At 72.4% G+C, this 23,744-nt stretch carries 25 protein-coding genes; 7 read left to right on the top strand and 18 right to left on the bottom strand.

From position 1 onward, the window contains the following. Positions 1-145 precede the first annotated feature (145 nt). The 4 genes from mce to DCS98_RS17660 all read left to right on the top strand — a co-directional run bounded on the left by mce (position 146) and on the right by DCS98_RS17660 (position 4,723). Positions 146-598, top strand: a complete 453-nt coding sequence (gene mce / locus DCS98_RS17675; protein WP_116452695.1) for a methylmalonyl-CoA epimerase — start codon at positions 146-148, stop codon at positions 596-598. A 68-nt stretch (positions 599-666) separates the two neighbouring features. Next, positions 667-1,998: a crotonyl-CoA carboxylase/reductase gene (ccrA, locus tag DCS98_RS17670; protein WP_116452694.1), complete on the top strand. Its 1,332-nt coding sequence runs from the start codon at positions 667-669 to the stop codon at positions 1,996-1,998. Between the two features lie 125 nt (positions 1,999-2,123). Continuing rightward, positions 2,124-3,317: a hypothetical protein gene (locus tag DCS98_RS17665; protein WP_116452693.1), complete on the top strand. Its 1,194-nt coding sequence runs from the start codon at positions 2,124-2,126 to the stop codon at positions 3,315-3,317. A 74-nt stretch (positions 3,318-3,391) separates the two neighbouring features. Further along, positions 3,392-4,723, top strand: a complete 1,332-nt coding sequence (locus tag DCS98_RS17660; protein WP_116452692.1) for a class F sortase — start codon at positions 3,392-3,394, stop codon at positions 4,721-4,723. 1 nt (position 4,724) lies between these two features. On the opposite strand, the gene DCS98_RS17655 is transcribed toward DCS98_RS17660, so the two are convergent. The 3 genes from DCS98_RS17655 to nucS all read right to left on the bottom strand — a co-directional run bounded on the left by DCS98_RS17655 (position 4,725) and on the right by nucS (position 7,571). Continuing rightward, positions 4,725-5,030 carry a hypothetical protein gene (locus DCS98_RS17655; protein WP_116452691.1) on the bottom strand — a complete coding sequence of 102 codons (306 nt, stop codon included), beginning with the start codon at positions 5,028-5,030 and terminating at the stop codon, positions 4,725-4,727. A gap of 3 nt (positions 5,031-5,033) precedes the next feature. Further along, positions 5,034-6,815, bottom strand: coding sequence for a 3-hydroxyacyl-CoA dehydrogenase family protein (locus DCS98_RS17650; RefSeq protein ID WP_116452690.1), 1,782 nt, complete (start codon positions 6,813-6,815; stop codon positions 5,034-5,036). Positions 6,816-6,899: 84 nt separating this feature from the next. Then, positions 6,900-7,571: an endonuclease NucS gene (gene nucS, locus DCS98_RS17645; RefSeq protein WP_116452689.1), complete on the bottom strand. Its 672-nt coding sequence runs from the start codon at positions 7,569-7,571 to the stop codon at positions 6,900-6,902. Between the two features lie 57 nt (positions 7,572-7,628). On the opposite strand from nucS, the gene DCS98_RS17640 reads away from it, so the two are divergent. Beyond that, positions 7,629-8,519, top strand: a complete 891-nt coding sequence (locus tag DCS98_RS17640; RefSeq protein ID WP_116452688.1) for a hypothetical protein — start codon at positions 7,629-7,631, stop codon at positions 8,517-8,519. A gap of 59 nt (positions 8,520-8,578) precedes the next feature. Here the strand turns inward: DCS98_RS17640 and DCS98_RS17635 are convergent, their stop codons facing one another. From DCS98_RS17635 to DCS98_RS17625, 3 genes are all read right to left on the bottom strand, one after another. Further along, positions 8,579-9,943: a dicarboxylate/amino acid:cation symporter gene (locus tag DCS98_RS17635; protein WP_116452687.1), complete on the bottom strand. Its 1,365-nt coding sequence runs from the start codon at positions 9,941-9,943 to the stop codon at positions 8,579-8,581. Between the two features lie 201 nt (positions 9,944-10,144). Next, the gene (locus tag DCS98_RS17630; RefSeq protein ID WP_116452686.1) at positions 10,145-10,915 is read right to left on the bottom strand and encodes an enoyl-CoA hydratase-related protein; all 771 of its coding nucleotides are present in this window, start codon (positions 10,913-10,915) and stop codon (positions 10,145-10,147) included. A gap of 18 nt (positions 10,916-10,933) precedes the next feature. Further along, entirely contained in the window at positions 10,934-12,952 is a 2,019-nt protein-coding gene (locus DCS98_RS17625; RefSeq protein ID WP_116452685.1) for a protein meaA, read from the bottom strand. Positions 12,953-13,046: 94 nt separating this feature from the next. Here DCS98_RS17625 and DCS98_RS17620 point away from each other — a divergent pair, with 94 nt between their 5' ends. Continuing rightward, entirely contained in the window at positions 13,047-13,385 is a 339-nt protein-coding gene (locus DCS98_RS17620; protein ID WP_241038269.1) for a hypothetical protein, read from the top strand. Here DCS98_RS17620 and murA read toward each other — a convergent pair. Then, complete coding sequence (gene murA / locus DCS98_RS17615; RefSeq protein WP_116452684.1) at positions 13,382-14,662, bottom strand: UDP-N-acetylglucosamine 1-carboxyvinyltransferase; 1,281 nt, start codon at positions 14,660-14,662, stop codon at positions 13,382-13,384. The genes DCS98_RS17620 and murA overlap by 4 nt on opposite strands. Positions 14,663-14,700: 38 nt before the next feature. Here murA and DCS98_RS17610 point away from each other — a divergent pair, with 38 nt between their 5' ends. Next, a complete protein-coding gene (locus DCS98_RS17610) occupies positions 14,701-15,315 on the top strand; it encodes a cob(I)yrinic acid a,c-diamide adenosyltransferase (protein ID WP_116452683.1) in 615 nt (204 codons plus the stop codon). Here DCS98_RS17610 and DCS98_RS17605 read toward each other — a convergent pair. The 11 genes from DCS98_RS17605 to DCS98_RS17555 form a co-directional block, all read right to left on the bottom strand. Beyond that, a complete protein-coding gene (locus DCS98_RS17605) occupies positions 15,312-15,713 on the bottom strand; it encodes a DUF2550 domain-containing protein (RefSeq protein ID WP_116452682.1) in 402 nt (133 codons plus the stop codon). The two genes, DCS98_RS17610 and DCS98_RS17605, sit on opposite strands and share 4 nt — an antisense overlap. A gap of 46 nt (positions 15,714-15,759) precedes the next feature. Next, positions 15,760-16,146 carry a F0F1 ATP synthase subunit epsilon gene (locus DCS98_RS17600; protein ID WP_116452681.1) on the bottom strand — a complete coding sequence of 129 codons (387 nt, stop codon included), beginning with the start codon at positions 16,144-16,146 and terminating at the stop codon, positions 15,760-15,762. An 83-nt stretch (positions 16,147-16,229) separates the two neighbouring features. Next, the gene (locus tag DCS98_RS17595; RefSeq protein ID WP_116452680.1) at positions 16,230-16,463 is read right to left on the bottom strand and encodes a hypothetical protein; all 234 of its coding nucleotides are present in this window, start codon (positions 16,461-16,463) and stop codon (positions 16,230-16,232) included. Between the two features lie 164 nt (positions 16,464-16,627). Then, positions 16,628-18,073: a F0F1 ATP synthase subunit beta gene (atpD, locus tag DCS98_RS17590; protein ID WP_116452679.1), complete on the bottom strand. Its 1,446-nt coding sequence runs from the start codon at positions 18,071-18,073 to the stop codon at positions 16,628-16,630. Positions 18,074-18,116: 43 nt separating this feature from the next. Continuing rightward, positions 18,117-19,094, bottom strand: a complete 978-nt coding sequence (locus DCS98_RS17585; RefSeq protein ID WP_116452678.1) for a F0F1 ATP synthase subunit gamma — start codon at positions 19,092-19,094, stop codon at positions 18,117-18,119. 3 nt (positions 19,095-19,097) lie between these two features. Further along, entirely contained in the window at positions 19,098-20,735 is a 1,638-nt protein-coding gene (gene atpA, locus DCS98_RS17580; RefSeq protein ID WP_116452677.1) for a F0F1 ATP synthase subunit alpha, read from the bottom strand. A gap of 55 nt (positions 20,736-20,790) precedes the next feature. Then, positions 20,791-21,666: a F0F1 ATP synthase subunit delta gene (locus DCS98_RS17575; RefSeq protein ID WP_116452676.1), complete on the bottom strand. Its 876-nt coding sequence runs from the start codon at positions 21,664-21,666 to the stop codon at positions 20,791-20,793. Continuing rightward, a complete protein-coding gene (locus DCS98_RS17570; protein WP_116452675.1) occupies positions 21,666-22,229 on the bottom strand; it encodes a F0F1 ATP synthase subunit B in 564 nt (187 codons plus the stop codon). Before DCS98_RS17570 ends, DCS98_RS17575 begins: the two co-directional genes overlap by 1 nt. Positions 22,230-22,270: 41 nt before the next feature. Continuing rightward, positions 22,271-22,498 (bottom strand): ATP synthase F0 subunit C, encoded by a 228-nt coding sequence (gene atpE, locus DCS98_RS17565; RefSeq protein WP_164704633.1) that lies wholly within the window; start codon positions 22,496-22,498, stop codon positions 22,271-22,273. A gap of 64 nt (positions 22,499-22,562) precedes the next feature. Beyond that, positions 22,563-23,390: a F0F1 ATP synthase subunit A gene (atpB, locus tag DCS98_RS17560; protein WP_116452674.1), complete on the bottom strand. Its 828-nt coding sequence runs from the start codon at positions 23,388-23,390 to the stop codon at positions 22,563-22,565. Further along, entirely contained in the window at positions 23,387-23,728 is a 342-nt protein-coding gene (locus DCS98_RS17555) for an AtpZ/AtpI family protein (RefSeq protein ID WP_116452673.1), read from the bottom strand. Before DCS98_RS17555 ends, atpB begins: the two co-directional genes overlap by 4 nt. Between the last annotated feature and the right edge of the window lie 16 nt (positions 23,729-23,744).

The raw sequence follows: 23,744 nt of genomic DNA, 5'->3' as shown, positions 1-23,744 counted from the left end.
TGGCAGCCGTGTCGTGTGCCGATCTCGTGGCATGAGGATAGGGCGCCCTGGACAACGAGCCACCCCGCATCCGGGCTCGACCACCCGGGGGTGAACCCCGCCACATCGATGTGACGTCTGAGACGTCTGGCGGCAGGATGCCCGCGTGACCAACGAGACGCGTGCCGGGCTGCCCGGCGAGCTGTTCACGACGATCGACCACGTCGGCATCGCCGTGCCCGACCTGGACGAGGCCATCGCCTTCTACGCACAGGCCTTCGGGGTGCAGTCGGTGCACGAGGAGACCAACGAGGAGCAGGGCGTCCGCGAGGCCATGCTCGCCGTCGGCGACGGCGGCACCCGGATCCAGCTGCTGGCGCCGCTCACGCCGGAGTCGACGATCGCGAAGTTCATCGGTCGCTCCGGCCCCGGCCTGCAGCAGCTCGCCTTCCGGGTCGAGGACGTCGAGGCGGTCAGCGCGACGCTGCGCGAGCGCGGCCTGCGCCTGCTCTACGACGAGCCCAGGCGCGGCACCGCCGACAGCCGGGTCAACTTCATCCATCCGAAGGACGCCGGCGGGGTGCTCGTCGAACTCGTGCAGCCCGCGACTGGGCACTGACCATTACTCACCAGTAACATCCGCTCGACGCACCGCCCTACCGAGCCGACGAAGACCCGGGAGTACGCGTGAACGAGATCAGGGACGCCATCCTCGCCGACCAGCTGGATGCCGTTGCAGGACTGGCGGTGCCGGAGTCCTACCGCGCCGTCGTCGTCCGCAAGGACGAGCAGGACATGTTCCAGGGCATGGCCACCAAGGAGAAGGACCCGCGCAAGTCGCTGCACGTCCAGGAGGTGGCGACGCCGGAGCTCGGGCCGGGCGAGGCGATCGTCGCCGTCATGGCGTCGTCGGTGAACTACAACACCGTCTGGACGTCGATCTTCGAGCCGGTCTCGACCTTCGGCTTCCTGGAGCGCTACGGCCGCGTCTCCGAGCTGACCAAGCGGCACGACCTGCCCTACCACGTGGTGGGGTCCGACCTCGCCGGCGTCGTCCTGGCGGTCGGCCCGGGCGTGAACAAGTGGAAGGCCGGCGACGAGGTCGTCGCGCACTGCCTCTCGGTCGAGCTCGAGGACCCCGCCGGCCACGACGACACGATGATGGACCCGCAGCAGCGGATCTGGGGCTTCGAGACCAACTTCGGCGGCCTGGCCGAGCTGGCCCTGGTCAAGAGCAACCAGCTGATGCCCAAGCCCGGCCACCTCTCCTGGGAGGAGGCCGCGGCCCCCGGGCTGGTCAACTCGACCGCCTACCGCCAGCTGGTCAGCCGCAACGGCGCCAACATGAAGCAGGGCGACACGGTCCTCATCTGGGGCGCCTCCGGTGGCCTGGGCTCCTACGCCACCCAGATGGCGCTCAACGGCGGCGCCATCCCGGTCTGCGTCGTGAGCAGCCCGGAGAAGGCCGAGATCGTCCGCAAGATGGGCGCGGAGCTGATCATCGACAGGTCGGCGGAGCAGTACAAGTTCTGGAAGGACGAGGACAACCAGGACCCCAAGGAGTGGCAGCGCCTGGGCAAGAAGATCCGTGAGCTGACCGGCGGCGAGGACGTCGACATCGTCTTCGAGCACCCCGGCCGGGAGACCTTCGGCGCCAGCGTCTACGTGGCGAAGAAGGGCGGCACGATCGTCACCTGCGCCTCGACCACCGGGTACATGCACCAGTACGACAACCGGTACCTGTGGATGAACCTGAAGAAGATCCTCAGCTCCCACTTCGCCAACTACAAGGAGGCGTGGGAGGCCAACCGGCTGATCGACAAGGGGCTCATCCACCCGACCCTGTCGAAGGTGTACCCGATGGAGGAGGTCGGCCAGGCCGCCCTCGACGTCCACCGCAACGCCCACCAGGGCAAGGTCGGCGTCCTGACGCTGGCCCCCGAGGAGGGTCTCGGGGTGCGCGACCGGGAGAAGCGCGAGAAGCACCTCGACGCGATCAACCGCTTCCGCGGGGTCTAGCACCACGTCCCTCGGGGCCCGGCCGCAGCTGCGGCCGGGCCCCGAGGCGTTGCACAGCCGTCCCACTGGCATCGATCTCCCGGCGACACGCTGACGAGCCCCGGACCTTCTGCGAGGATGGAGACATGAGCGATCCCCGCCGCGACCTGCTGCCGATCCACGAGGCCCAGCACTCGTTCGACGTGGTCCTGCGGGGTTACGACCGCAACCAGGTGGCGGAGACGATCGAGCGGCTCGAAGCCGATTTCCGGATCGCGCTCGCCGACCGCGACGCCGCGGTGAACCGCTCGGCCGACCTGGCCGGTCAGCTCTCCGCGCTGCACGGCGAGATCGAGTCGCTGCGCCGCAAGGCCGCGACGGCCTCGGCCCCGACCTTCGAGAACATCAGCGAGCGCATCCAACACATGCTGCAGCTCGCCGAGGAGGAGGCCGGCGAGATCCGCCGCGCCGCCGAGCTCGACGCCCAGGCGGTCCGCGAGCAGACCGCGGCCGAGGAGCGGGCCCTGCTCGAGCGGCACGCCGCCGGTCAGGCCGAGGTGGAGCGGATGCTCGCCGAGGCCCGCCAGAACGCCGAGCAGATCATGCAGAAGGCCCAGCAGCGCGCCGACGAGCTCGTGGCCAAGGCCCAGGAGCGGGTCGCCCGCCTCGACGCCGAGTCGCAGGCGCGCCGGGCCAAGGTCGAGGAGGACTTCGACATCGCCCAGCGTGCGCGCCGGGCCGAGGCCGCCGCGCAGGAGGAGGAGCGCGAGCGCGTCTCCACCCAGGCCGCGCGGCAGCGGATCGCGACCGCCGAGCAGCACGCCGCCCAGCTCATCGCCGAGGCGGAGGCCAAGGCGGAGGCCATCCGCGACGTCCGCGACGAGCTCACCAGCCGCCTGCTCGCCGCTCGCCAGCTGCTGACCACGCTGCCGGACCTCTCCGACCGCCCCCAGCAGACCGCGCCCCAGCCGAAGCAGAGCGCCTCCCCGCAGGCCCCGGCGCAGCAGCCCGCGGCCCAGCAGTCCTCCTCGTCGTCCCAGGGCGCGGAGGCGGGCACGAGCAGCGCCCCGGCGACCGGCAGCTCCACCGCCGCCACCCCGGCCCGGGAGCCCGAGCGCCGCCCCTCGCCCACCCCGTCGACGACGACCGCACCCGCCGCCGCTCCCCAGGGTGCTGCGTCCCGCGGTGAGGGCGAGGCGGCCGCGGCTCGTCAGCCCACCCGGACCGAGCCGGCCACGCGCCAGCTGCCGATGCCGCCGCGTCCCGGCGCCACGGCGACCCCCGTCCAGGGCCCGCCGACCCAGGCGATCGACCAGCCGGTGAGCCAGGGGCGTTCCTGAACCCAGACGCACGACCGGCAGCCCGCCCGTCGCCGGACCGCGAGGTCCGGTCGGCGCGCGGGCTGTTCGTCGTCGTGGTGGGTCTGCTGTGCGCGTCCCTCGGCATGCCCGCGGCGGGCGCGGAGGACGGCGGGCAGCTGCGGTTCGCGCACCTCTCCCCCGACACCCCCGCCGTGGACGTCGCGGTCGCTCCCCTGCCGTCGGACCGGACGGGGCCGCTGACCGACCCGGGTGAGGACGCCACCACTGGCCTCGCCTACGGGGCGGTCAGCGAAGCGCTCGACCTCCCCGCCGGCAGCTACGCGGTCAGCGTCCGCGCCGAGGGAGCGGCGCGGAGCGTGCCGCCGGCCCTGTCGGCGCGGGTCGACGTCCCGGCGGGCGGCGCCCTGACGGTGACCCTCACCGGCTCGTTCGCCGACCTGGGGGTCGCCACGCTGACCGACGACCTGTCCGCTCCCCCGCCCGGGTCCGCACGCGTCCGGGTCCTGGCAGCGGCCGGGAGCCTCCCGGCGGCCGACGTCGCGCTGAGCGGCGGACCCGCGCTCGCGTCAGGGCTCCCCTTCGGCGCGGCCGCCGAGCCCCGGACGGTTCCCGCCGGTCCGGCGACCCTGCTCGTGGGCGACGCGGAGCCGGTGCCGGTCACGTTCGCCGCGGGCTCCGTCGTCACCCTCCTCGTCCTGGACGGGGAGGGCGGCGGGCTCCTGGTGCGCCCCGTCGTCGACGCCGCCGGCCCCTCCGTCGTGCCCACCGGCGCGGTCGAGGCGGGGACCGGCGACCTCCCCGGCGGTCCCGCTCCGGTCGCCCTCGCCGCCCTCGCCGCCCTGGCCGGGCTGGTCCTCGCCGGCCGGCGGGGAAGGGTGCTGCTGGTCGCGACGGGCTTGGCCGCCGTCACCGGGGTGACCGCCCCGGCCGGCGCAGCCGAAGCGGTCGCGCCGGTGGTGGCGGTCAGCGCGGCCGGCTCCCCCGCCGCCCCCGTCCGCCTCAGCGTCCCGGACGCCGGCGTGGACGCCCTGCTCGCGGGGGCGGGGCTGGACAGCGCGGGCGCGCTCGTGCCGCCCGCCGACCCCGCGCTGGCGGGCTGGTACACCGGCGGCCCGGTTCCCGGCCTGCCCGGCCCCGCGGTCATCGCCGGGCACGTCGACTGGGCGGGCGCGCCCGCGGTGTTCTCCCGCCTCGGCGAGCTGCGCCCCGGTGCCGAGGTCGTCGTCGGTCGGGCGGACGGCAGCACCGCGCGCTTCACCGTCACGCGCGTCGTCTCCCGGCCGAAGACCGACTTCCCGGTGGACGACGTGTACGCACCCACCAGCGGCGCGGAGCTGCGGCTGATCACCTGCGGCGGGTCGTTCGACCGCGCCGCCGGGAGCTACCGGGACAACGTGGTGGTCTTCGCCGAGGCGGTCGGCTGATTCAGCGGCGGCGGTCGCGCGCCCGCCAGCAGGCGGTGTGCCAGTGCCGGCGCAGGTCGGCCGCCGTGTCGGTGTCCCAGGGGTCCAGGTCGGAGTCGCGAGCGTAGGCCGCCCAGGTCACCACGTGCGGCGTCCCGGGCCGGATCTCCTGGTCGCAGCCCGGGCAGCGGTAGGTCTTCCCCGTCGCGGCGCCCGTGACGGAGCGGACCACCCAGTCGCCGTCCGCGGCCTCCTCGACCTGCTCGGTCCGGCGGGCCGGCTCACGACCGGTGGGTCGCGAGCCGGCCCGGGGACGGCGACGGGGCACCCGTCAGCGGCTGGCGTAGTCCCGGAACCCGCGGCCGGTCTTGCGGCCCAGGTAGCCGGCGGTGACCAGGTGCTCGAGCAGCGGAGCCGGCGCGAAGCCGGGCTCCCGGAACTCGATGTAGAGCTCGCGCTCGATGGCCAGCGACACGTCGAGGCCGACGACGTCGAGCAGCTCGAAGGGCCCCATCGGGTACCCGCAGCCCACCTTCATCGCGGCGTCGATGTCGTCGGCGGTGGCGTAGTGCGCCTCGAGCATCTTCACCGCGTCGTTCAGGTACGGGAAGAGCAGCGCGTTGACGATGAAGCCGGCCCGGTCGGTGCACGCGACGGCGTGCTTGCCGAGCTTCGCGCTGACCGCGTGCGCGGTGGCGGCGACGTCGGGAGCTGTCGAGATGGTCGAGACGACCTCGACGAGCTTCATGACCTGCGCCGGGTTGAAGAAGTGCATGCCCACCACGTCGGCGGGGCGGCCGCTGGCCTTGGCGCACTCGATGACCGGCAGGCTGGACGTCGTCGTCGCGAGCACCGCGCCGGGCTTGGCGATCTCACCGAGGTTGGCGAACAGCGCCTCCTTGACCGACAGCGACTCGACGACGGCCTCGATGATGAGGTCGCGGTCGGCGAGCTCGTCCAGCGACGTCGTCCCGCTGACGCGGCCCAGGATCTCGTCCTTGGCGGTCTCCTCCAGCCGGCCGCGCACGACCTGCTTGTCGAGGGACTTGGTGAGCGCCGTCGTGACGGCCTCCACCTTCTCCGGCGTGCGAGCGACGAACCGGACGTCGTAGCCGCCCTTGGCCACGACCTCGATGATCCCGGTGGCCATCGTGCCGGACCCGATGACGCCGACCGCCTGCACCGCCCGGGCGCCTTCGGCGGCCCCGCCCGCAGCGGGGGTCGCGGCGTCGTCGACGACCTGGGCCGAGCCCGGCTCGGCGTAGCTGTAGAAGCCGCGGCCGGACTTCCGGCCGAGCAGCCCCGCGGTCATCATCTGCTTGATCACCGGGCTGGGCGCGTGCAGCCGGTTGCGCGACTGCTTGTACATCGTGTCGAGGATCTCGTAGGCGGTGTCGATGCCGATGAGGTCCATGAGCGCGAGCGGGCCCATCGGCAGGCCGCAGCCCAGCCGCATGGCCGCGTCGATGTCCTCGCGGGTGGCGTAGCGGTTCTCGTACATGGAGACCGCGTGGTTGAGGTAGCCGAACAGCAGCGCGTTGGCGATGAAGCCGGCGCGGTCGCCGATCGTGACGTCGACCTTGCCCAGCCGCTCGGCCAGCGCCTCGACGTCCTCGACGACCGAGGGCTCGGTGACGACCGTCTGCACGACCTCGACCAGCTTCATGACCGGGGCCGGGTTGAAGAAGTGCATGCCGATGACCTTGCTCGGGCGTCCGGTGACGACCGAGAGCTCGGTGACCGAGAGGCTCGAGGTGTTGGTGGCCAGGATCGTGTCCGGTGCGCAGATCTTGTCCAGCTGCGTGAAGACCTCGGCCTTGAGCTCCATGCGCTCCGGCACGGCCTCGATCACCAGCTCGGCGTCCGCGAGGTCCTCCAGCGAGGTGCTGAAGCGGATCCGCTCGAAGATGGCGTCCCGGTCGGCGGGGTCGAGCTTGCCGCGGCTCACCGCGCGGTCGGTGGACTGCTCGACGTGGCCGCGGCCGCGGGCCAGCGCCTCGTCGGTGACCTCCACGGCGGTGACCGACAGGCCCGCCCGTGCGAGCACCTCCGCGATGCCGGCACCCATGGTGCCCAGCCCCACGACGCCGACCTCGTTCAGTTCCCTGGCCACGTTGCCATCTCCCATCGCCGGTGATCGCGGGCAGTCTCTCACCCCGGGCCGGTGGCCGCCTCGCGGGCCTACCCGTCGGTAACTTCAGAACAGCCGCTGCGAGGGGTCGTCGGTGCCCTTCAGGACGGCGTAGTCGACGGTCACGCAGTCGATGCCGCGGTCCTGGGCGAGCACCCGTGCCTGCGGCTTGATCTCCTGCGCGGCGAACACGCCCTTGACCGGCGCCAGCAGCGGGTCGCGGTTGAGCAGCTCGAGATAGCGGGTCAGCTGCTCGACGCCGTCGATCTCGCCCCGCCGCTTGATCTCCACGGCCACCACCGCGCCCGAGGCGTCGCGGCAGAGCAGGTCGACCGGCCCGATCGCCGTCGGGTACTCGCGGCGGACGAGCGACCAGCCCTGGCCGAAGGTCTCCACGTGGAGGGCGAGCAACCGCTGCAGCTCGGCCTCGACGCCGTCCTTCTGCAGCCCGGGGTCGACGCCCAGGTCGTGGGAGTGCTCGTGCTCGACCGCCTCGATGGTGATGATCAGCTGCTCACCGGCCTTGTTCGTCACCGTCCAGGTGCCGGCCCCGTCGGTGACGTCCTCCTTGAGGGTGCACGGTGGGGTCATCCAGTTCAGCGGCTTGTAGGCGCGGTCGTCGGCGTGGATGGACACCGAGCCGTCGGCCTTCACCAGCAGGAGGCGGGTCGCCATCGGCAGGTGAGCGGTGAGCCGCCCGATGTAATCGACGGAGCAGCGGGCGATGACCAGGCGCACGGGGCCCGACGCTACCGCGCGCGGGAACCCGGCCCGCCGCCCCGTCGTCGGAGAGGCATGACGATCGTGCGCGGAGCCGGCCCGGCGGTCCTCGTCGTCCTGGCGCTGGGGGTGGCCGGCTGCGCCGAGCGCGGGACCGGGTCGCCACCTCCGGACGCCGCCTCCCCGAGCAGCGCCCAGGTGCCGGCGGACCCGGCGGCGCTGGTGTTCCGGGTCGAGTACACCGGCGGCTTCGTGACGCCGGAGACGACCGTCGGCCGGCTGCCCGTCGCCAGCGTCTACGGCGACGGCCGGGTGTTCGTCGAGGGCCCGGTCGCGCTCATCTACCCCGGGTTCGCCTGGCCCAACGTCCAGGTGCTCGACATCGGCGCGGACGGGGTCCAGGAACTCGCCGACCGCGCGCTGGCCGCGGGCGTCGCCGAGACCGGCGACCTGGGCACGCCCCCGATCGCCGACGCGCCGTCCACCCGGTTCACGCTGGTGACCGAGGAGGGGACCCACGTCCGCGAGGTGTACGCGCTCAGCGAGACCGCCGGCATGCCCGGCAGCGGGCTCACGGACGAGCAGGAGGCCGCCCGGGCGGAGCTGCTCGACCTGTTCACGGCGGTCGGCGACCTCGCCGCCGGGCCTCCGGCCCCGGAGCCGTGGACGCCCGACGCGGTCGCCGCGATCACCCGTCCGTGGACGGCGTCGGACGAGGACGTCGCCCAGGGGCTGACGCCGGAAGCTGTCGCCTGGCCCGGTCCGCCGCTGCCCGGCGAGCCGGTCGGCCCGCTCCCCGACCTCGGCTGCGTGACGGCGACGGGCGAGCAGGCTGCCGCCGTCGTGGCGGCGGCGCAGGACGCGAACGTCCTCACGCCGTGGCTGTCCCCCGACGGCAGCCGGTGGTCGGTCACGTTCCGCCCGCTGCTGCCCGACGAGACCGGCTGCGCCGACCTCACCGGCTGAGACGACGACCGGCCCGGCCCTCCAGGACGGAGGACCGGGCCGGTCGGGTGCGTGCGGAGCTACGCGGCGGCGGGCTCGGGCAGACGCAGGTCGGCGTCGACGCCCTTGCGCTCCTCGACCCGGGCGAGCGGGTCGATCGTCGAGGTCGACCGGTAGCGCTCGACGTCGAGGATGCCCTCGCGCTTGGCCACGATGGTCGGGACGAGCGCCTGACCCGCGACGTTCACCGCGGTACGGCCCATGTCGAGGATCGGGTCGATCGCGAGGAGCAGACCCACACCGGCCAGCGGCAGGCCGAGCGTCGACAGGGTGAGGGTCAGCATGACCACCGCGCCGGTGACGCCGGCGGTGGCCGCCGAGCCGATGACCGAGACGAGCACGATCAGCAGGTAGTCGGTGATCGACAGGTCCACGCCGAAGAACTGGGCCACGAAGATCGCGGCCAGCGCCGGGTAGATCGCGGCGCAGCCGTCCATCTTCGTCGTCGCGCCCAGCGGCACGGCGAACGAGGCGTAGGACCGGGGGACGCCGAGGTTCTGCTCGGTCACCCGCTCGGTCACCGGCAGGGTGCCGATGGACGAGCGGGAGACGAAGGCCAGCTGGATGGCCGGCCAGGCGCCCGCGAAGTAGCGCAGCGGCGAGAGGCCGTGCAGCCGGAGCAGCACCGGGTAGACGACGAACAGCACCAGCGCGAGGCCGGTGTAGACGGCACCGGCGAAGACGCCCAGCGAACCGAGGGACTCCCAGCCGTAGCTGGCCACGGCGTTGCCGATCAGGCCGACGGTGCCCAGCGGCGCGAGCAGGATGACCCACCACAGCACCTTCTGGACGATGGCCAGGGCGGAGCGCACGAAGCCGAGGAACGGCTCGGCCGCCTCGCCGACCTTGAGCGCCGCGATGCCGATGGCGGCCGCGATGACGATCAGCTGGAGCACGTTGAACGACAGACCGACGGAGCCGTCGTCACCGGCCGAGGCCTGCAGGCCGAAGACGTTGCCCGGCACGATGCCGTTGAGGAAGTCCCACCAGCCGCCGGTGGTCCCGACGGCCTGGGCGTTCGAGGCGTCGACGGAGCTGTTGCGGCCGGGCTCGAGGAGCAGGCCCAGGCCGATGCCGATGCCGACGGCGATCAGCGCGGTGACGGCGAACCAGAGCAGCGTCTGACCGGCCAGCCGGGCGGCGTTGGAGACCTGCTTGAGGTTGGCGATGCTGACGATCACCGCGGTGACGATGAGCGCCGGGACCAGCGTCTTCAGCAGCGTCACGAAGGTGCCGCCGATGGTCTGGAGGGTGCTGGTGAGCCAGTTGGGCGACCCGTCGGAGACGGGGCCCATCTCGCGGGCGACGAAGCCGAGGGCGACGCCGACGACGAGGGCGAGGAGTACCTGCGCCGCGAAGGGCACGCGGCGGAGACGGGCGAGCACGACGAAGAGGGCCTTTCGGGGGAACGGACGAGGAGGGGACGAGCAGCGGCCGGCGTCAACAGCCGGCGGTCGTCATCCGTCCGAAGTCGAGGGCCCGCCGACGCGTGAGGCCCCACAGGTTCTGCACGGAAGGGTCAATGCGGGCCGGCCGCGTCTCATGCCGGGTTGTGGCCCGTTTCACCCGGCCGCGGGAACCCGCGCTCAGTCGGTCCAGACCGGCGGCCGCTTCTCGAGGAACGCGGCCATGCCCTCCCGGGCGCCCTCGAGCTGGCTCGCGGCGGCCATGACCTCCACGGCGGTCGCGTAGGCGTCCCGCTCGGGGCGGTCCAGCTGGGCGTACATCGTCTGCTTGCCCCACGCCTTGCTCGCCCGCGACCCGCGCGTCGCCCGGGCCAGGAGCTCGTCCACCGCCGCGTCGAGCTCGGCGTCCGGGACCACCCGGTTGACCAGGCCCCAGTCCAGCGCCGTCCGGGCGTCGATGACGTCGCCGGTCAGGGCGAGCTCCATGGCGCGCTTGCGCCCGACGTTCCGGGCGATCGCGACCATCGGCGTGTGGCAGAACCAGCCGCCCTTGCCGCCGGGGGCGGCGAAACCGGCCGACTCGGCCGCGACCGCGAGGTCGCAGGAGGCGACCAGCTGGCAGCCGGCGGCCGTCGCCAGCGCGTGCACGCGCGCCACCACCACCTGCGGCACCTGCTGGATCATGCCCATCAGCTCGGTGCACAGCTGCAGCAGGCTCCGCACCTCGGCGACCGGCTTGCCGGCGACGTCGGCGAAGTCGTGGCCGGCGCTGAACACCGGTCCCTCGCCGCCCAGCACGATGCCGGTGGCGTCGCTCTCCCCCGCCTCCGTCACGGCGGCGAGCAACTGGGTCAGGTGCTCGCGGGAGAGCGCGTTGCGGCGCGCCGCCCGCACCATCGTGATGCGGACGACGTCGCCGTCGCGCTCGACCCGGGGTGCGCCGTCAGCCATGCCCCGACGCTAGCCGGATCAGGCGGGAGCGGGCACCTTCTCCTCCAGGCCGTTCGCCTCGCGGATGACGTCGACGACCTGGCCCATGATCTCGGTCAGGCCGAAGTCCTTGGGCGTGAAGACCCGGGCCACGCCCTGCTCGCGCAGCCGCCGCGCGTCGCTGTCGGGGATGATCCCGCCGACGACCACCGGGACGTCGTCCAGGCCGGCCTCCCTGAGGCCCTGGAGCACAGCGGGCACCACCTGCAGGTGCGAACCCGACAGCACCGACAGGCCGACGACGTGCACGTCCTCCTCGACGGCGGCCGAGACGATCTGCGACGGCGTCAGCCGGATGCCCTGGTAGATGACCTCGAAGCCGGCGTCGCGCGCCCGGACGGCGATCTGCTCGGCGCCGTTGGAGTGGCCGTCGAGGCCCGGCTTGCCGACCAGGAAGCGCAGCCGGCCGCCGAGCTCCTCGCCCGTCGCCCGCACGCGCTCGCGGATGTCCAGGAGCGTCTCGTCCGCCTCGCCGCTGCCGCTGGCCGCCGCCACGCCGGTCGGTGCCCGGTACTCGCCGAACACCTCGCGGAGCACGCCCGCCCACTCCCCCGTGGTGACACCCGCACGGGCGCAGTCGAGGGTGGCCGCCATCAGGTTGACGTCGGACGAGGCTGCCTCGCGCAGCGCCTCGAGCGCCGCGTCGGCCGCGGCCTGGTCGCGCTCGGCGCGCCACGCCCGCACCGCCTCCTGGGCGGCGTTCTCGACCGCCGGGTCGACCGTCATGATCGCGGTGTCGAGATCGGCGGTCAGCGGGTTGGGCTCGGTGGTGTCGAACTTGTTGACGCCGACGACGACGTCCTCGCCGCTCTCCATCCGCCGGCGGCGCTCGGCCAGCGAGCCGACCAGCTGGCCCTTCATGTACCCGGACTCGACGGCGGCGACGGCACCGCCCATCTCCTGCACGCGGGCGATCTCGGCGCGGGCACCCTCGAGGATGTCGGCGACCTTCTTCTCCACCACGACCGAGCCGGTGAAGAGGTCCTCGTACTCGAGCAGGTCGGTCTCGTAGGCCAGCACCTGCTGCAGGCGCAGCGACCACTGCTGGTCCCACGGCCGGGGCAGGCCGAGCGCCTCGTTCCAGGCGGGCAGCTGGACCGCGCGGGCGCGGGCGTCGCGGGAGAGGGTCACGGCCAGCATCTCCAGCACGATGCGCTGGACGTTGTTCTCCGGCTGCGCCTCGGTCAGGCCCAGCGAGTTGACCTGCACCCCGTAGCGGAAGCGGCGGTGCTTGGGGTCCTCGACGCCGTAGCGCTCCTTCGTCAGCTCGTCCCAGAGCTGGGTGAAGGCGCGCATCTTGCACATCTCCTCGACGAAGCGGACGCCCGCGTTGACGAAGAAGGAGATGCGCGCGACGACCTCGCCGAACTTCTCCTGCGGCACCTGGCCGGAGTCGCGGACGGAGTCCAGGACGGCGACCGCGGTGCTGATGGCGTAGGCGATCTCCTGCTCCGGCGTCGCCCCCGCCTCCTGCAGGTGGTAGCTGCAGATGTTGATCGGGTTCCACTTCGGCATGGTCGTCACCGTGTAGGCGACCATGTCGGTGATCAGCCGCATCGACGGCGCCGGCGGGAAGACGTAGGTCCCCCGCGACAGGTACTCCTTGATGATGTCGTTCTGCGTCGTCCCGGCGAGCTTGCTGACGTCGTGCCCGTGCTCCTCGGCGACCGCCTGGTAGAGCGCGAGCAGCCACATGGCCGTGGCGTTGATCGTCATCGACGTGTTCATCTCGTCGAGCGGGATGCCGTCGAACAGGGCGCGCATGTCGCCGATGTGCGTCACCGGGACGCCGACCTTGCCGACCTCACCGACCGCGAGCTCGTCGTCGGGGTCGTAGCCGGTCTGGGTGGGCAGGTCGAAGGCGACCGAGAGACCGGTCTGCCCCTTGGCGAGGTTGCGCCGGTACAGGGCGTTGGACTCGGCCGGCGAGGAGTGGCCGGCGTAGGTGCGCATGACCCAGGGGCGGTCGCGCTCCTTCGGCTCTGAAGGGAACGGCATACCGGCGGAGTGTAGGGCGGTTACCGGCGAGTAGCAGCTCCGGCCGGGGACCGTGAGCGGTGGCACACTCGAACGGGCGGAGCGGAGGACGACCATGTCGATGGCGCTGGCCGGCAGCGTGCAGCCCCTGGTGGGGCCGGTGGTCGCGTTCGCCGTCCTCGGCCTGCTCGCGCTGTTCATGCGCTGGGCCTTCGGCACCGGGCACGGCCGCGAGAAGCCGCGCCGGCCCGCCGCGCCGCCGCCGGACGAGGGCCTGCTGACCGCCGTCGCGACGCTCAGCCGCCGGGAGTCGGCGCTGGCCCTGCGCGCGGTGCTGTCGGACGCCGGGATCCGCTCGACGGTCCGCGACACCGCCCCCCGCCGCGTCGACGTCCTCGTCTTCCCGGAGGACGCCGCCCGCGCGCGGTCCCTCGCTGCGACGTTCCCCGGTTAGCCCGGGCGCTCGGTCCGCTCGATCGTGGCGCCGAGCCCGCGCAGCTGCTCGACGAAGTCCGGGTAGCCCCGGTCGACGTGGTGCACCTCCTGCACCTCGGTGACGCCGTCGGACACCAGGCCGGCCAGCACCAGGCCGGCGCCGGCGCGGATGTCGGTCGCGACGACCGGTGCGCTGGACAGCTTCTCCCGGCCGCGGACGACCGCGTGGTGGCCGTCGATCCGCACGTCGGCGCCGAGGCGGACGAGCTCGTTGACGAACATGAACCGGCCCTCGAACACGTTCTCCGTGATCAGCGCCGTCCCCGTGGAGACCGCCGCGAGGGCGACCGCCATGGGCTGCAGATCGGTTGGGAAGCCGGGGAAGGGCAGCGTGACGATGTCCACGCAGCGCGGGCGCTCGGTCATCGCCACCCGCACGCCACCGGGCTGCGCCTCGACGGTGGCCCCCGCGTCGGTGAGCTTGTCCAGCGCCACGGCCATGTGCTCGGCGACGGCCCGCTCGACGAGGACGTCGCCACGGGTCATCACCGCCCCGATGGCCCAGGTGCCGGCGACGATCCGGTCCGGGACGGTCGTGTAGGTGACCGGCGACAGCGACCCGACGCCCTCGACGGTGATCGTCGACGTCCCCGCCCCGTCGATGAGCGCGCCCATCGCCCGCAGCATCGAGCACAGGTCGACGATCTCCGGCTCGCGCGCGGCGTTGTCGATGACGGTGGTGCCGCTCGCCAGCACTGCAGCCATGACCAGGTTCTCGGTGGCGCCGACCGACGGGAAGTCCAGCCAGATCGACGTCCCGACCAACCGGGGCGCGGTGGCGACGAGGAAGCCGTGCTCGCTGACGATCGTGGCGCCGAGCCGCTCCAGGCCCGAGATGTGCATGTCGAGCCCGCGGGAGCCGATGGCGTCACCGCCGGGCAGCGCCACCTTTGCGCTGCCGCAGCGGGCGACGAGAGGCCCGAGCACGCTGATCGAGGCGCGCATCCTGCGGACGAGGTCGTAGTCGGTCTCGGTCGACGGCGCCTCCGGGACGTCGATCGTCACCCGCCCGCCACCACCGCCGTCGCCGGTCCGCCGGTAGTCGACGTCGCAGCCCAGCCGCCGGAGCACCTCGCTCATGATGGCGACGTCGAGGATGTCGGGGACCTCGTCGATGGTCGTGCGGCCCGGCGCCAGCAGGGCGGCGGCCATGAGCTTGAGCGCGCTGTTCTTCGCACCCGTGACCCGCACCCGGCCGGTCAGGGCCGTACCGCCGGTCACCTCGAAGCACTCCACGTGACCACCCTACGGCGGCCCCTTCTAGGCTCCGGGGCATGACCGTCCGGCTGACCCGCATCTACACGAAGACCGGCGACGCCGGCCAGACGCACCTCGGCGACATGAGCCGGGTGGCCAAGACCGACCCCCGGCTGGTGGCCTACGCCGACGTCGACGAGGCCAACAGCGTGATCGGCACCGCGCTCGCGCTCGGTGCGCCGGAGCCGGCCGTCGCCGAACTGCTGCGCAGCATCCAGAACGACCTGTTCGACGTCGGCGCCGACCTCTGCACGCCGATCGTCCCCGACCCGGAGTACCCGCCGCTGCGCGTGACGGCCGCCTACACCGAGCGGCTGGAGGCGGCGTGCGACGAGTACAACGAGACGCTGCCCAAGCTCGACAGCTTCATCCTGCCCGGCGGCACCGCCGGAGCAGCGCTGCTGCACCAGGCCCGCGTGGTGGCCCGGCGGGCGGAGCGCAGCGTGTGGGCTCTGCTCGAGGTCGACGCCGAGCGCACCAACCCCGAGACGGCCCGCTACCTCAACCGGCTCTCGGACCTGCTGTTCATCCTGGCCCGGGTGGCCAACCCCGGCGGCGACATCCTGTGGGAGCCGGGTGCGCACAGCGGCGCCCACGCCCAGCGGCGAGCCGCACGGACGGAGCAGCCCTAGCCCCCGGGGGGCGCGGACTCCAGCCAGGACAGGAAGCCGGTCACCGTCGAGGGGTCCATCGCCAGCTCGCGCGGCCCCTCCGGGGTGGTGATCGTCAGGACGACGACGTCCGCGGGCAGGGCGAGGTCGTCCCGGCTGGCGCTGCGGCGCGCCTGCACGCCCAGCTCGGCGCGGGAGAACCGCTCGTGCGGCCGTACCGCGAGGGAGAGCCCCCGGTACCAGAGCAGCATGTCGCCGCCGTACCAGGCGACGCCCACCGACCACCGCGGCGACCGGACGGGGCGCAGCCACATGGTGACCGCCCCGAGGCCGGACAGGAGGAAGCGGCGGCGCAGCAGGAAGGCGACCGCCAGCACCACGACCAGGACGCCGAGCAGGACCAGCAGGACCGTGGTCACGACGCGGCTCGGGCGGGCGGGGACTCGGCGGAGGTGGGCCGGTGGCTCAGGCGCTCTCGCCGGCCGCCCGCAGCCGGGACTGGGCGCGACGTGTGGCGTCGAGCGCCTCCGGCTCGTCCGAGTCCTCCGCGCGGCGCAGCGCCTCGCGGGCGCGCTCGACGTCGATCTCGGTCGAGATCTCGGCGGTCTCCGCGAGGATGGACACCCCGCGCTCGGTGACCGACAGGAAACCTCCGTGGGCGGCCACGACGACGTCCTCGCCGGACTCCGTGCGGATGGTGACCACACCGCCGCCGGCCAGCTCGCCGAGGAGCGGGGCATGCCCGGGCAGGACACCCAGCTCCCCCTCGGTCGTGCGGGCGATGACCATCGTCGCCTCGCCGGACCAGATCTTCCGCTCGACGGCCACCAACTCGACCTGCAGGGTCGCCACGACTCTCCTCGGGATTCCGGACGGGGCCCTCACTCTATAAGGACCGACTCCCGGCCACCCCTGGCGGGTTCCGGAGCGGGCCGCTAGGAGGCGCGGCGGTAGAGGAGCGTCCAGCGCCCGAGCCGGACCCAGGGACGCCGCACCGTCGAGGCCGGCGCCCACTCCTGGACACCGAAGGGCTCCCCGTCGACCGGCTCCCACGGCGCGTACGGGGGCCAGGTCCAGCCGGGATCGGCGGAACCGGGTTCCACGTTCGTGCGCATGCCGTCGTCCAGGTCCACGTCGTCCTCGTCACGGTGCCCGCGGCTCGGGCCCATCGGTCGAATGGTCGGCACCCGTGGCGCCGGCCAGGAGAGACCCTAGACCCGATCCACCCACACGGGTGACGGCAGGTTCCCCCGATCGTGCGCACCGGACCCCCGACGACGGACGGCCGGACCCCTGCAGGGGTCCGGCCGTCGGCCAGGCGTCGGAGCGGGCGTCAGCTCTTCTTCAGCTTGTCGGCGTTGCGCTCGAGGTCCTCGAGGCCACCGCACATGAAGAAGGCCTGCTCGGGCACGTTGTCGTAGTTGCCGTCAGCGATGGCCTTGAAGGCCTCGAGGGTCTCCGAGAGCGGGACATACGAACCGGGCTGACCGGTGAACGCCTCGGCGACGAACATGTTCTGCGAGAGGAAGCGCTCGATGCGCCGGGCACGGTTGACCGTGACCTTGTCCTCCTCGGAGAGCTCGTCGATGCCGAGGATGGCGATGATGTCCTGGAGCTCCTGGTACCGCTGCAGGATCTGCTTCACCGTCTGGGCGATGTCGTAGTGCTCGTTGCCCACGTACTGCGGGTCGAGGATCCGGCTGGTGGAGTCCAGCGGGTCGACGGCCGGGTAGATGCCCTTCTCCGAGATCGGCCGCGAGAGCACGGTCGTCGCGTCGAGGTGGGCGAAGGTGGTGTGCGGCGCCGGGTCGGTGATGTCGTCGGCGGGCACGTAGATCGCCTGCAGCGAGGTGATGGACCGGCCCCGCGTCGAGGTGATCCGCTCCTGCAGCTCACCCATCTCGTCGGCCAGCGTCGGCTGGTAACCCACGGCCGAGGGCATGCGGCCCAGCAGGGTCGACACCTCGGAACCGGCCTGGGTGAACCGGAAGATGTTGTCGATGAAGAGCAGGACGTCCTGGTTCTTCTCGTCGCGGAAGTACTCAGCCATCGTCAGCGCCGACAGCGCCACCCGCAGCCGGGTGCCCGGCGGCTCGTCCATCTGCCCGAAGACGAGGGCAGTGGACTCGATGACCCCGGACTCCGTCATCTCGGTGATGAGGTCGTTGCCCTCGCGGGTGCGCTCGCCGACGCCGGCGAACACCGACACGCCACCGAACTCCTGGGCGACCCGTCGGATCATCTCCTGGATCAGGACGGTCTTGCCCACGCCCGCGCCGCCGAACAGACCGATCTTCCCGCCGGCCACGTAGGGCGTCAGCAGGTCGATGACCTTGATGCCGGTCTCGAGCAGCTCGGTGCGGCCCTCGAGCTGGTCGAACCGCGGCGCGTGCCGGTGGATCGTCCAGCGCTCGGCGTCGCTGCCGTAGCCGGGCTCGTCCAGGCACTCGCCCAGGGCGTTCCAGACGTGCCCGGTGACGACGTCGCCGACGGGGACGCTGATCGCCGAGCCGGTGTCGGTCACCTCGGCGCCGCGGACCAGGCCGTCGGTCGGCGCCATGGAGATCGTCCGGACGACGTTCTCGCCGAGGTGCTGGGCGACCTCGAGGGTCAGGGTCTTGCTGAGGTCGGCCAGGGTGACGTCGACCTTCAGCGCGTTGAACAGGTCGGGCATCGCGTCGCGCGGGAACTCGACGTCGACGACCGGCCCGGTGACCCGCACGACGCGGCCGGTGCCGGTGGTCTGCGAGGTGGTCGGACGGTCCTCGGTGACGGTCATCTGTATTGCTCCTGCCCTCGGGCTCGGTGGTGTCTCGAAAAGGTCAGTCGTCGGCACCCGCGGAGACCAGAGCGTCGGCGCCGCCGACGATCTCGCTGATCTCCTGGGTGATCTCGGCCTGGCGGGCCTGGTTGGCCTGCCGCGACAGGTTCTTGGCCAGCTCCTCGGCGTTGTCGGAGGCCGACTTCATCGCGCGGCGGCGCGACGCCGACTCCGAGGCGGCCGCCTCGAGCATCGCCGCGTAGATCCGCGTGGTGATGTACTTCGGCAGCAGCGCGTCGAGGAGGCCCTCGGCGGAGGGCTCGAACTCGTAGGACGTCGGGACGCCGGAGTCGGACCCGGCCGCTCCACCGCTCTCCCTGTCCTCCCGCTCGTAGTCGAACTCCTCGACCTCCTCGACCTCCAGCGGAGCCATCCGCTTGGCGACCGGGACCTGCGCGAGCAGGGAGCGGAACTCGGTGTAGACGATGTGCAGCTCGTCGACGCCGAGGATGCCGTCGGCCCCCGCACCGCCGTCCTCGTCGTCCTCACCTGCGGTGAAGGCGGCGATGAGCTCCTGGCCGACGCGCTGGGCGTCCTCGTAGCCGGGCTGCTCGGAGAAGCCGGTGAAGGTGTCGGCCATCTCGCGGTCGCGGAAGGAGTAGTACGTCTCCCCCTTCCGGCCGACCACGTAGAGGACCGGCTCCTTGCCCTCCTGCCGGAGCAGGGAGAGCAGTTCCTCGGTGCGGCGCAGCACGTTGACGTTGTACGAGCCGGCGAAGCCGCGGTCGGAGGTGATGACCAGGACCGCGGCCCGCTGCGGGTTCTGCCGCTCGGTCAGCAGCGGGTGGTCGAGGCTGGCCGAGGAGGCCAGCGCCGACAGCACCCGCGTGATCTCCCGGGCGTAGGGCTTGGACGCCTCCACCCGGGCCTGGGCGCGCACGATGCGGGCACCGGCGATCAGCTCCTGCGCCGAGAAGATCTTCTTCGTCGACTGCGTGGAGCGGATGCGGCGCCGCAGCGCGCGGAGGGACGCGGCCATCGGTCAGCCGGCCCGCTTGACCTGGACGCGCTCCTGACCCCGCTCCGAGGCGTCCATGGCCTCGGCCTCGGGCTCGTTGCCCGCCAGGTTCTCGCCCTCGGAGGTGGTGAACTGGCCGTAGAAGGCCTCGACGGCCTTGTCCAGGCCGGCCACCGTGTCGTCACCGAGCTGCTTGCTCTGGCGGATCGCGTCGTAGATCCCGTTGTCACCCCGGCTGATGTAGTCGAGGAACTCGGACTCGAAGCGCCGGACGTCGCCGACCGGCACGCGGTCCAGCTTGCCGGTGGTGCCCAGCCACAGCGAGACGACCTCGCGCTCGACCGGGTACGGCTGGTACTGGCCCTGCTTGAGCAGCTCGACCAGGCGCTGACCGCGGTCGAGCGTCGCACGGCTGGAGGCGTCCAGGTCCGAGGAGAAGGAGGCGAAGGCCTCCAGCTCGCGGTACTGGGCCAGGTCGAGGCGCAGGCGGCCGGCGACCGATCGCATGGCCTTGATCTGCGCGGAGCCGCCGACCCGGGACACCGAGACGCCGACGTTGATGGCCGGGCGGACACCGGAGTTGAAGAGGCCGGTCTCGAGGAAGATCTGCCCGTCGGTGATCGAGATGACGTTGGTCGGGATGTAGGCCGACACGTCGTTGCCCTTCGTCTCGATGAGCGGGAGACCCGTCATCGAGCCGGCACCCAGATCGTCGGAGAGCTTGGCGCAGCGCTCCAGGAGGCGGGAGTGCAAGTAGAAGACGTCACCCGGGTACGCCTCGCGGCCCGGCGGGCGACGCAGCAGCAGCGAGACGGCGCGGTAGGCCTCGGCCTGCTTGGACAGGTCGTCGAAGACGATCAGGACGTGCTTGCCCTCGTACATCCAGTGCTGGCCGATGGCCGAGCCGGTGTAGGGGGCGATGTACTTGAAGCCGGCGGCCTCGGACGCGGGAGCGGCGACGATGGTCGTGTACTCCATCGCCCCGGCCTCCTCGAGGGCCGAGCGGATGGCCGCGATCGTCGAGCCCTTCTGGCCGACGGCGACGTAGATGCAGCGGACCTGCTGCGCCGGGTCGCCGGTCGCCCAGGCTTCCTTCTGGTTGATGATCGTGTCGGTGACGATCGCCGTCTTGCCGGTCTGGCGGTCACCGATGACGAGCTGGCGCTGGCCGCGGCCGATCGGGGTCATGGCGTCGATGGCCTTGATCCCGGTCTGCAGCGGCTCCTTCACCGACTGGCGCTGGACCACGGTCGGCGCCTGCAGCTCGAGGGCGCGGCGGCCGGTGGTCTCGATCGGGCCGGCCCCGTCGATCGGGTTGCCCAGCGGGTCCACGACCCGGCCGAGGTAGCCGTCGCCGACGGGGACCGAGAGCACCTCGCCGGTCCGGCGGACCTGCTGGCCCTCCTCGATCCCGGAGAAGTCACCCAGGACCACGACGCCGACCTCGCGGACGTCGAGGTTCAGCGCCAGGCCGCGGACGCCGCTCTCGAACTCGAGCAGCTCGTTGGTCATGACCGAGGGCAGCCCCTCGACACGGGCGATGCCGTCGCCGGACTCGGTGACCGTGCCGACCTCCTCGCGGGAGATGTCGGGGCTGTACTCGGTGACGTAGCTCTGGATGGCACTGCGGATCTCGTCTGCGGAGATCGTCAGCTCGGCCATGGTCTCGGTCCTCTTCCCTGCGGGGTCGTGTCTGGAGTGGGGTCGGTGGGGGCGGTCAGCCGGCCAGTCGCCGTTCGGCGACTTCCAGGCGGTGGGCGATGCTGCCGTCGATGACCTCGTCGCCGACCTGGACGACCAGGCCGCCGAGGACGCTCGGGTCCACGGTCACCTGCAGGCCGATGGTCCGCCCGTAGAGCCGACCGAGGACGTCGGTCAGGCGCTGCTCCTGCGTGGCGGTCAGCGGCACCGCGGTGGTCACCCGGGCGATCGACTGGCCGCGGCGACGGCTGGCGACGTCCGAGAGCCGCTCGATGGCGACCTCCGGGTTGCCCACGTGGCCGCCGGTGAGCACGTTGCGGAGCAGCTGCTCGGTGACCGGGCTGACCCGGCCGGTGAGCAGCCGGTCCAGCAGGGCCGCCTTGCCCTCCGCCGGCGCCTTGCGGTCGCCCAGGACGCGGGCGAGCTCGCGGTCGCCACCGACGATGCGGCCGAAGCGGAACAGCTCGTCCTCGACGCCGTCGAGCTCGCCCCGTGCGTCCGCGGCGTCCAGGGACTCCTCGGTCGCCAGCGTGCTGAACGCCTCGACGAGGTCGAGCGGGCGGGACCACCGCTGACGGGCGACGGTCTCGACGATGTCGAGCCCGGTGCCGGAGACCTTCCCGGAGAACAGCCGGCGGGCCAGGCCCGCACGCTCCTCAGGCCGGCCGGCCGGGTCCGAGAGGGCACGGCGCAGCGCCAGCTGGCCGTCGAGCAGGCGGGCGACCGAGAAGAGCTCGTCGGCCAGGGCCAGCAGCTCGGGACCGGTCGCGGCGCGCGACGGCTGCCCGGTGAGGCGGTCCTTCGCGCGCTCGAGGACGCCGGAGGCGGGACGGGTCAGCCCGCTGAGGCGCTCGCGCACCTCCGCGAGCGCCGCCCGGCTGGAGGCCTCCATCAGCGGGAGCCCTCCCGTGCGCCGACGGCGCCGTCACCGGCTGCCGCCATGCCGTCGAGCTCGGCGAGGAAGCGGTCGACGGTGCCGCTGCGCCGGGCGTCGTCGGCCAGCGACTCACCCACGACCTGGCCGGCCAGCTGGACGGCGAGCGTCCCGATCTGGCCGCGCAGCTCGTTGACCACCTGCTGCCGTGCCGTGGCCAGCTGCTCCTCGCCACGGGCCACGATCCGGGCCGATTCCTCCTGCGCCTGGGTCCGCAGCTCCTCGAGGATCTGCTGACCCTCGGCCCGGGCCTGGTCGCGGATCTGCGCGGCCTCGTTGCGCGCGTCGGCCAGCTGCGCCCGGTACTGCTCCAGCGCCGCCTTGGCCTCCGCCTGCATGGCCTCAGCCCGCTCGATGCCGCCCTCGATCGCCTCACGGCGAGCGACGAAGGCCTTCTCGAACTGGGGCACCACGAACTTGATCACCACGAACGCGAGGATCGCGAAGGTGATCAGGCCGACGATGATCTCGCCCACCGGAGGCAGGAGCGGGTTGGCGCTCTCCGCAGCCTGGATGTTCATGCTGTGCACGTCCCTACGTCAGCTGGACAGGACCGGCTGGCTCAGCCGTAGATGAAGGGCGCGACCAGGCCGATGAGCGCCAGTGCCTCGGAGAGGGCGGCACCGAGGAAGGCGTAGGTCCGGGTCAGGCCGGCGGACTCGGGCTGGCGGGCGGTCGCCTGGATGTAGGCGGCCCACACGATGCCCACACCGATGCCGGGGCCGATGGCGGCGAGGCCGTAGCCGACCGCACCGATGTTGCCCTCGAGCTCTGCGAGTACCTCGATCATTGGGGGGTCTTCCTCCTGTGTCGGTCGCCCGGGTCGTCCCGGGCGGCTGGCGGGGGTGGAGCGGTCAGTGGGCGGGTTCGACGGCGCCGTTGAGGTAGGTCGCGGTCAGAACGGTGAAGACGTAGGCCTGCAGGATGATCACCAGCACCTCGAAGAACGTCATGGCCAGGGCCATGAGGAACGCGAAGGGGCTGAAGATGACGGAGAAGTTGCCCACCTGCAGCAGGTAGACCGTGCCGAGCGCGAACACCGCGAGAAGCATGTGGCCGGCGAACATGTTGGCGAAGAGCCGGACGGCGAGGGTGAACGGCCGGATCACGAAGACCTGCAGCAGCTCGATCGGCGTCACCAGGATCAGCGCGCCGATGGGCACGCCGGGCGGGATCGCGGCGTCCTTGAAGTAGCGACCCGCGCCCTGCTCCCGGATGCCGACCCAGTTGTAGAGGATCCAGACGAGCACGGCGAGCACGAGCGGCAGGGCGAACTTCGACATCGGCGAGATCTGCGCGAACGGGATGATGCTCATCGCGTTGTTCGCCAGGATGAAGAAGAAGAGCGAGGCGAGGAACGGGGCGAACGGGAGGCCCTTGGGCCCGATCACGTCACGCGCCATGCCGTCGCGGACCAGGGAGTAGCCGCTCTCGCCGAGGTACTGGAGCTTGCCCGGCACGATCGAGGCCTTGCGCGACGCCAGCACCAGGAAGATGAGGATCGCCGCGGTCGCGATCCACGAGATCAGCGTGATGCGCGTGATCGCGAAGTCGATGCCCAGGACATGGAACTCCGCGATGGGCTCCGGGTAGAACTCGGCGATCGTCGGAGCCTCGAAGCCGTCTCCGCCGGATCCTTCGGCTGCGAGCACGCTGCCGAGCGCTGAGGCGCTTGAGGTCACCGTCGTCCCTTCTGCGTCTTGCGGTATTCCGGCGGCCGACTCCGCTGCCCGCCCCGGGTCGTGCTGGTGGGCCGCCCTCCCGCGGGCGGGTCGACGGCCCCGTACTTGACGACCACCAGGTAGACGGCCGTCCCGAGGCCCAGGATGAGACCGACCAAGGCGAAGATCCGTGTCTCCAGCCACCGGTCGAGCAGCACCCCGACCCCGCCCCACACGATGATCCCCGAGAGCAGGGTCCCGGTGATCCCCCAGCCGATGTCCGCCCCACTGGGCTGACGGTCGGCCGGTTCCGTGGATCGAGGTCGAGCGTCCCCGCGAGCAGGGCTGTCCTCGGCCATCGGTCCGGACACTATC

Source organism: Blastococcus litoris (assembly GCF_003075095.1).
Lineage (GTDB): Bacteria > Actinomycetota > Actinomycetes > Mycobacteriales > Geodermatophilaceae > Blastococcus_B > Blastococcus_B litoris.
This window is presented reverse-complemented; position numbering and strand designations above follow the sequence as displayed.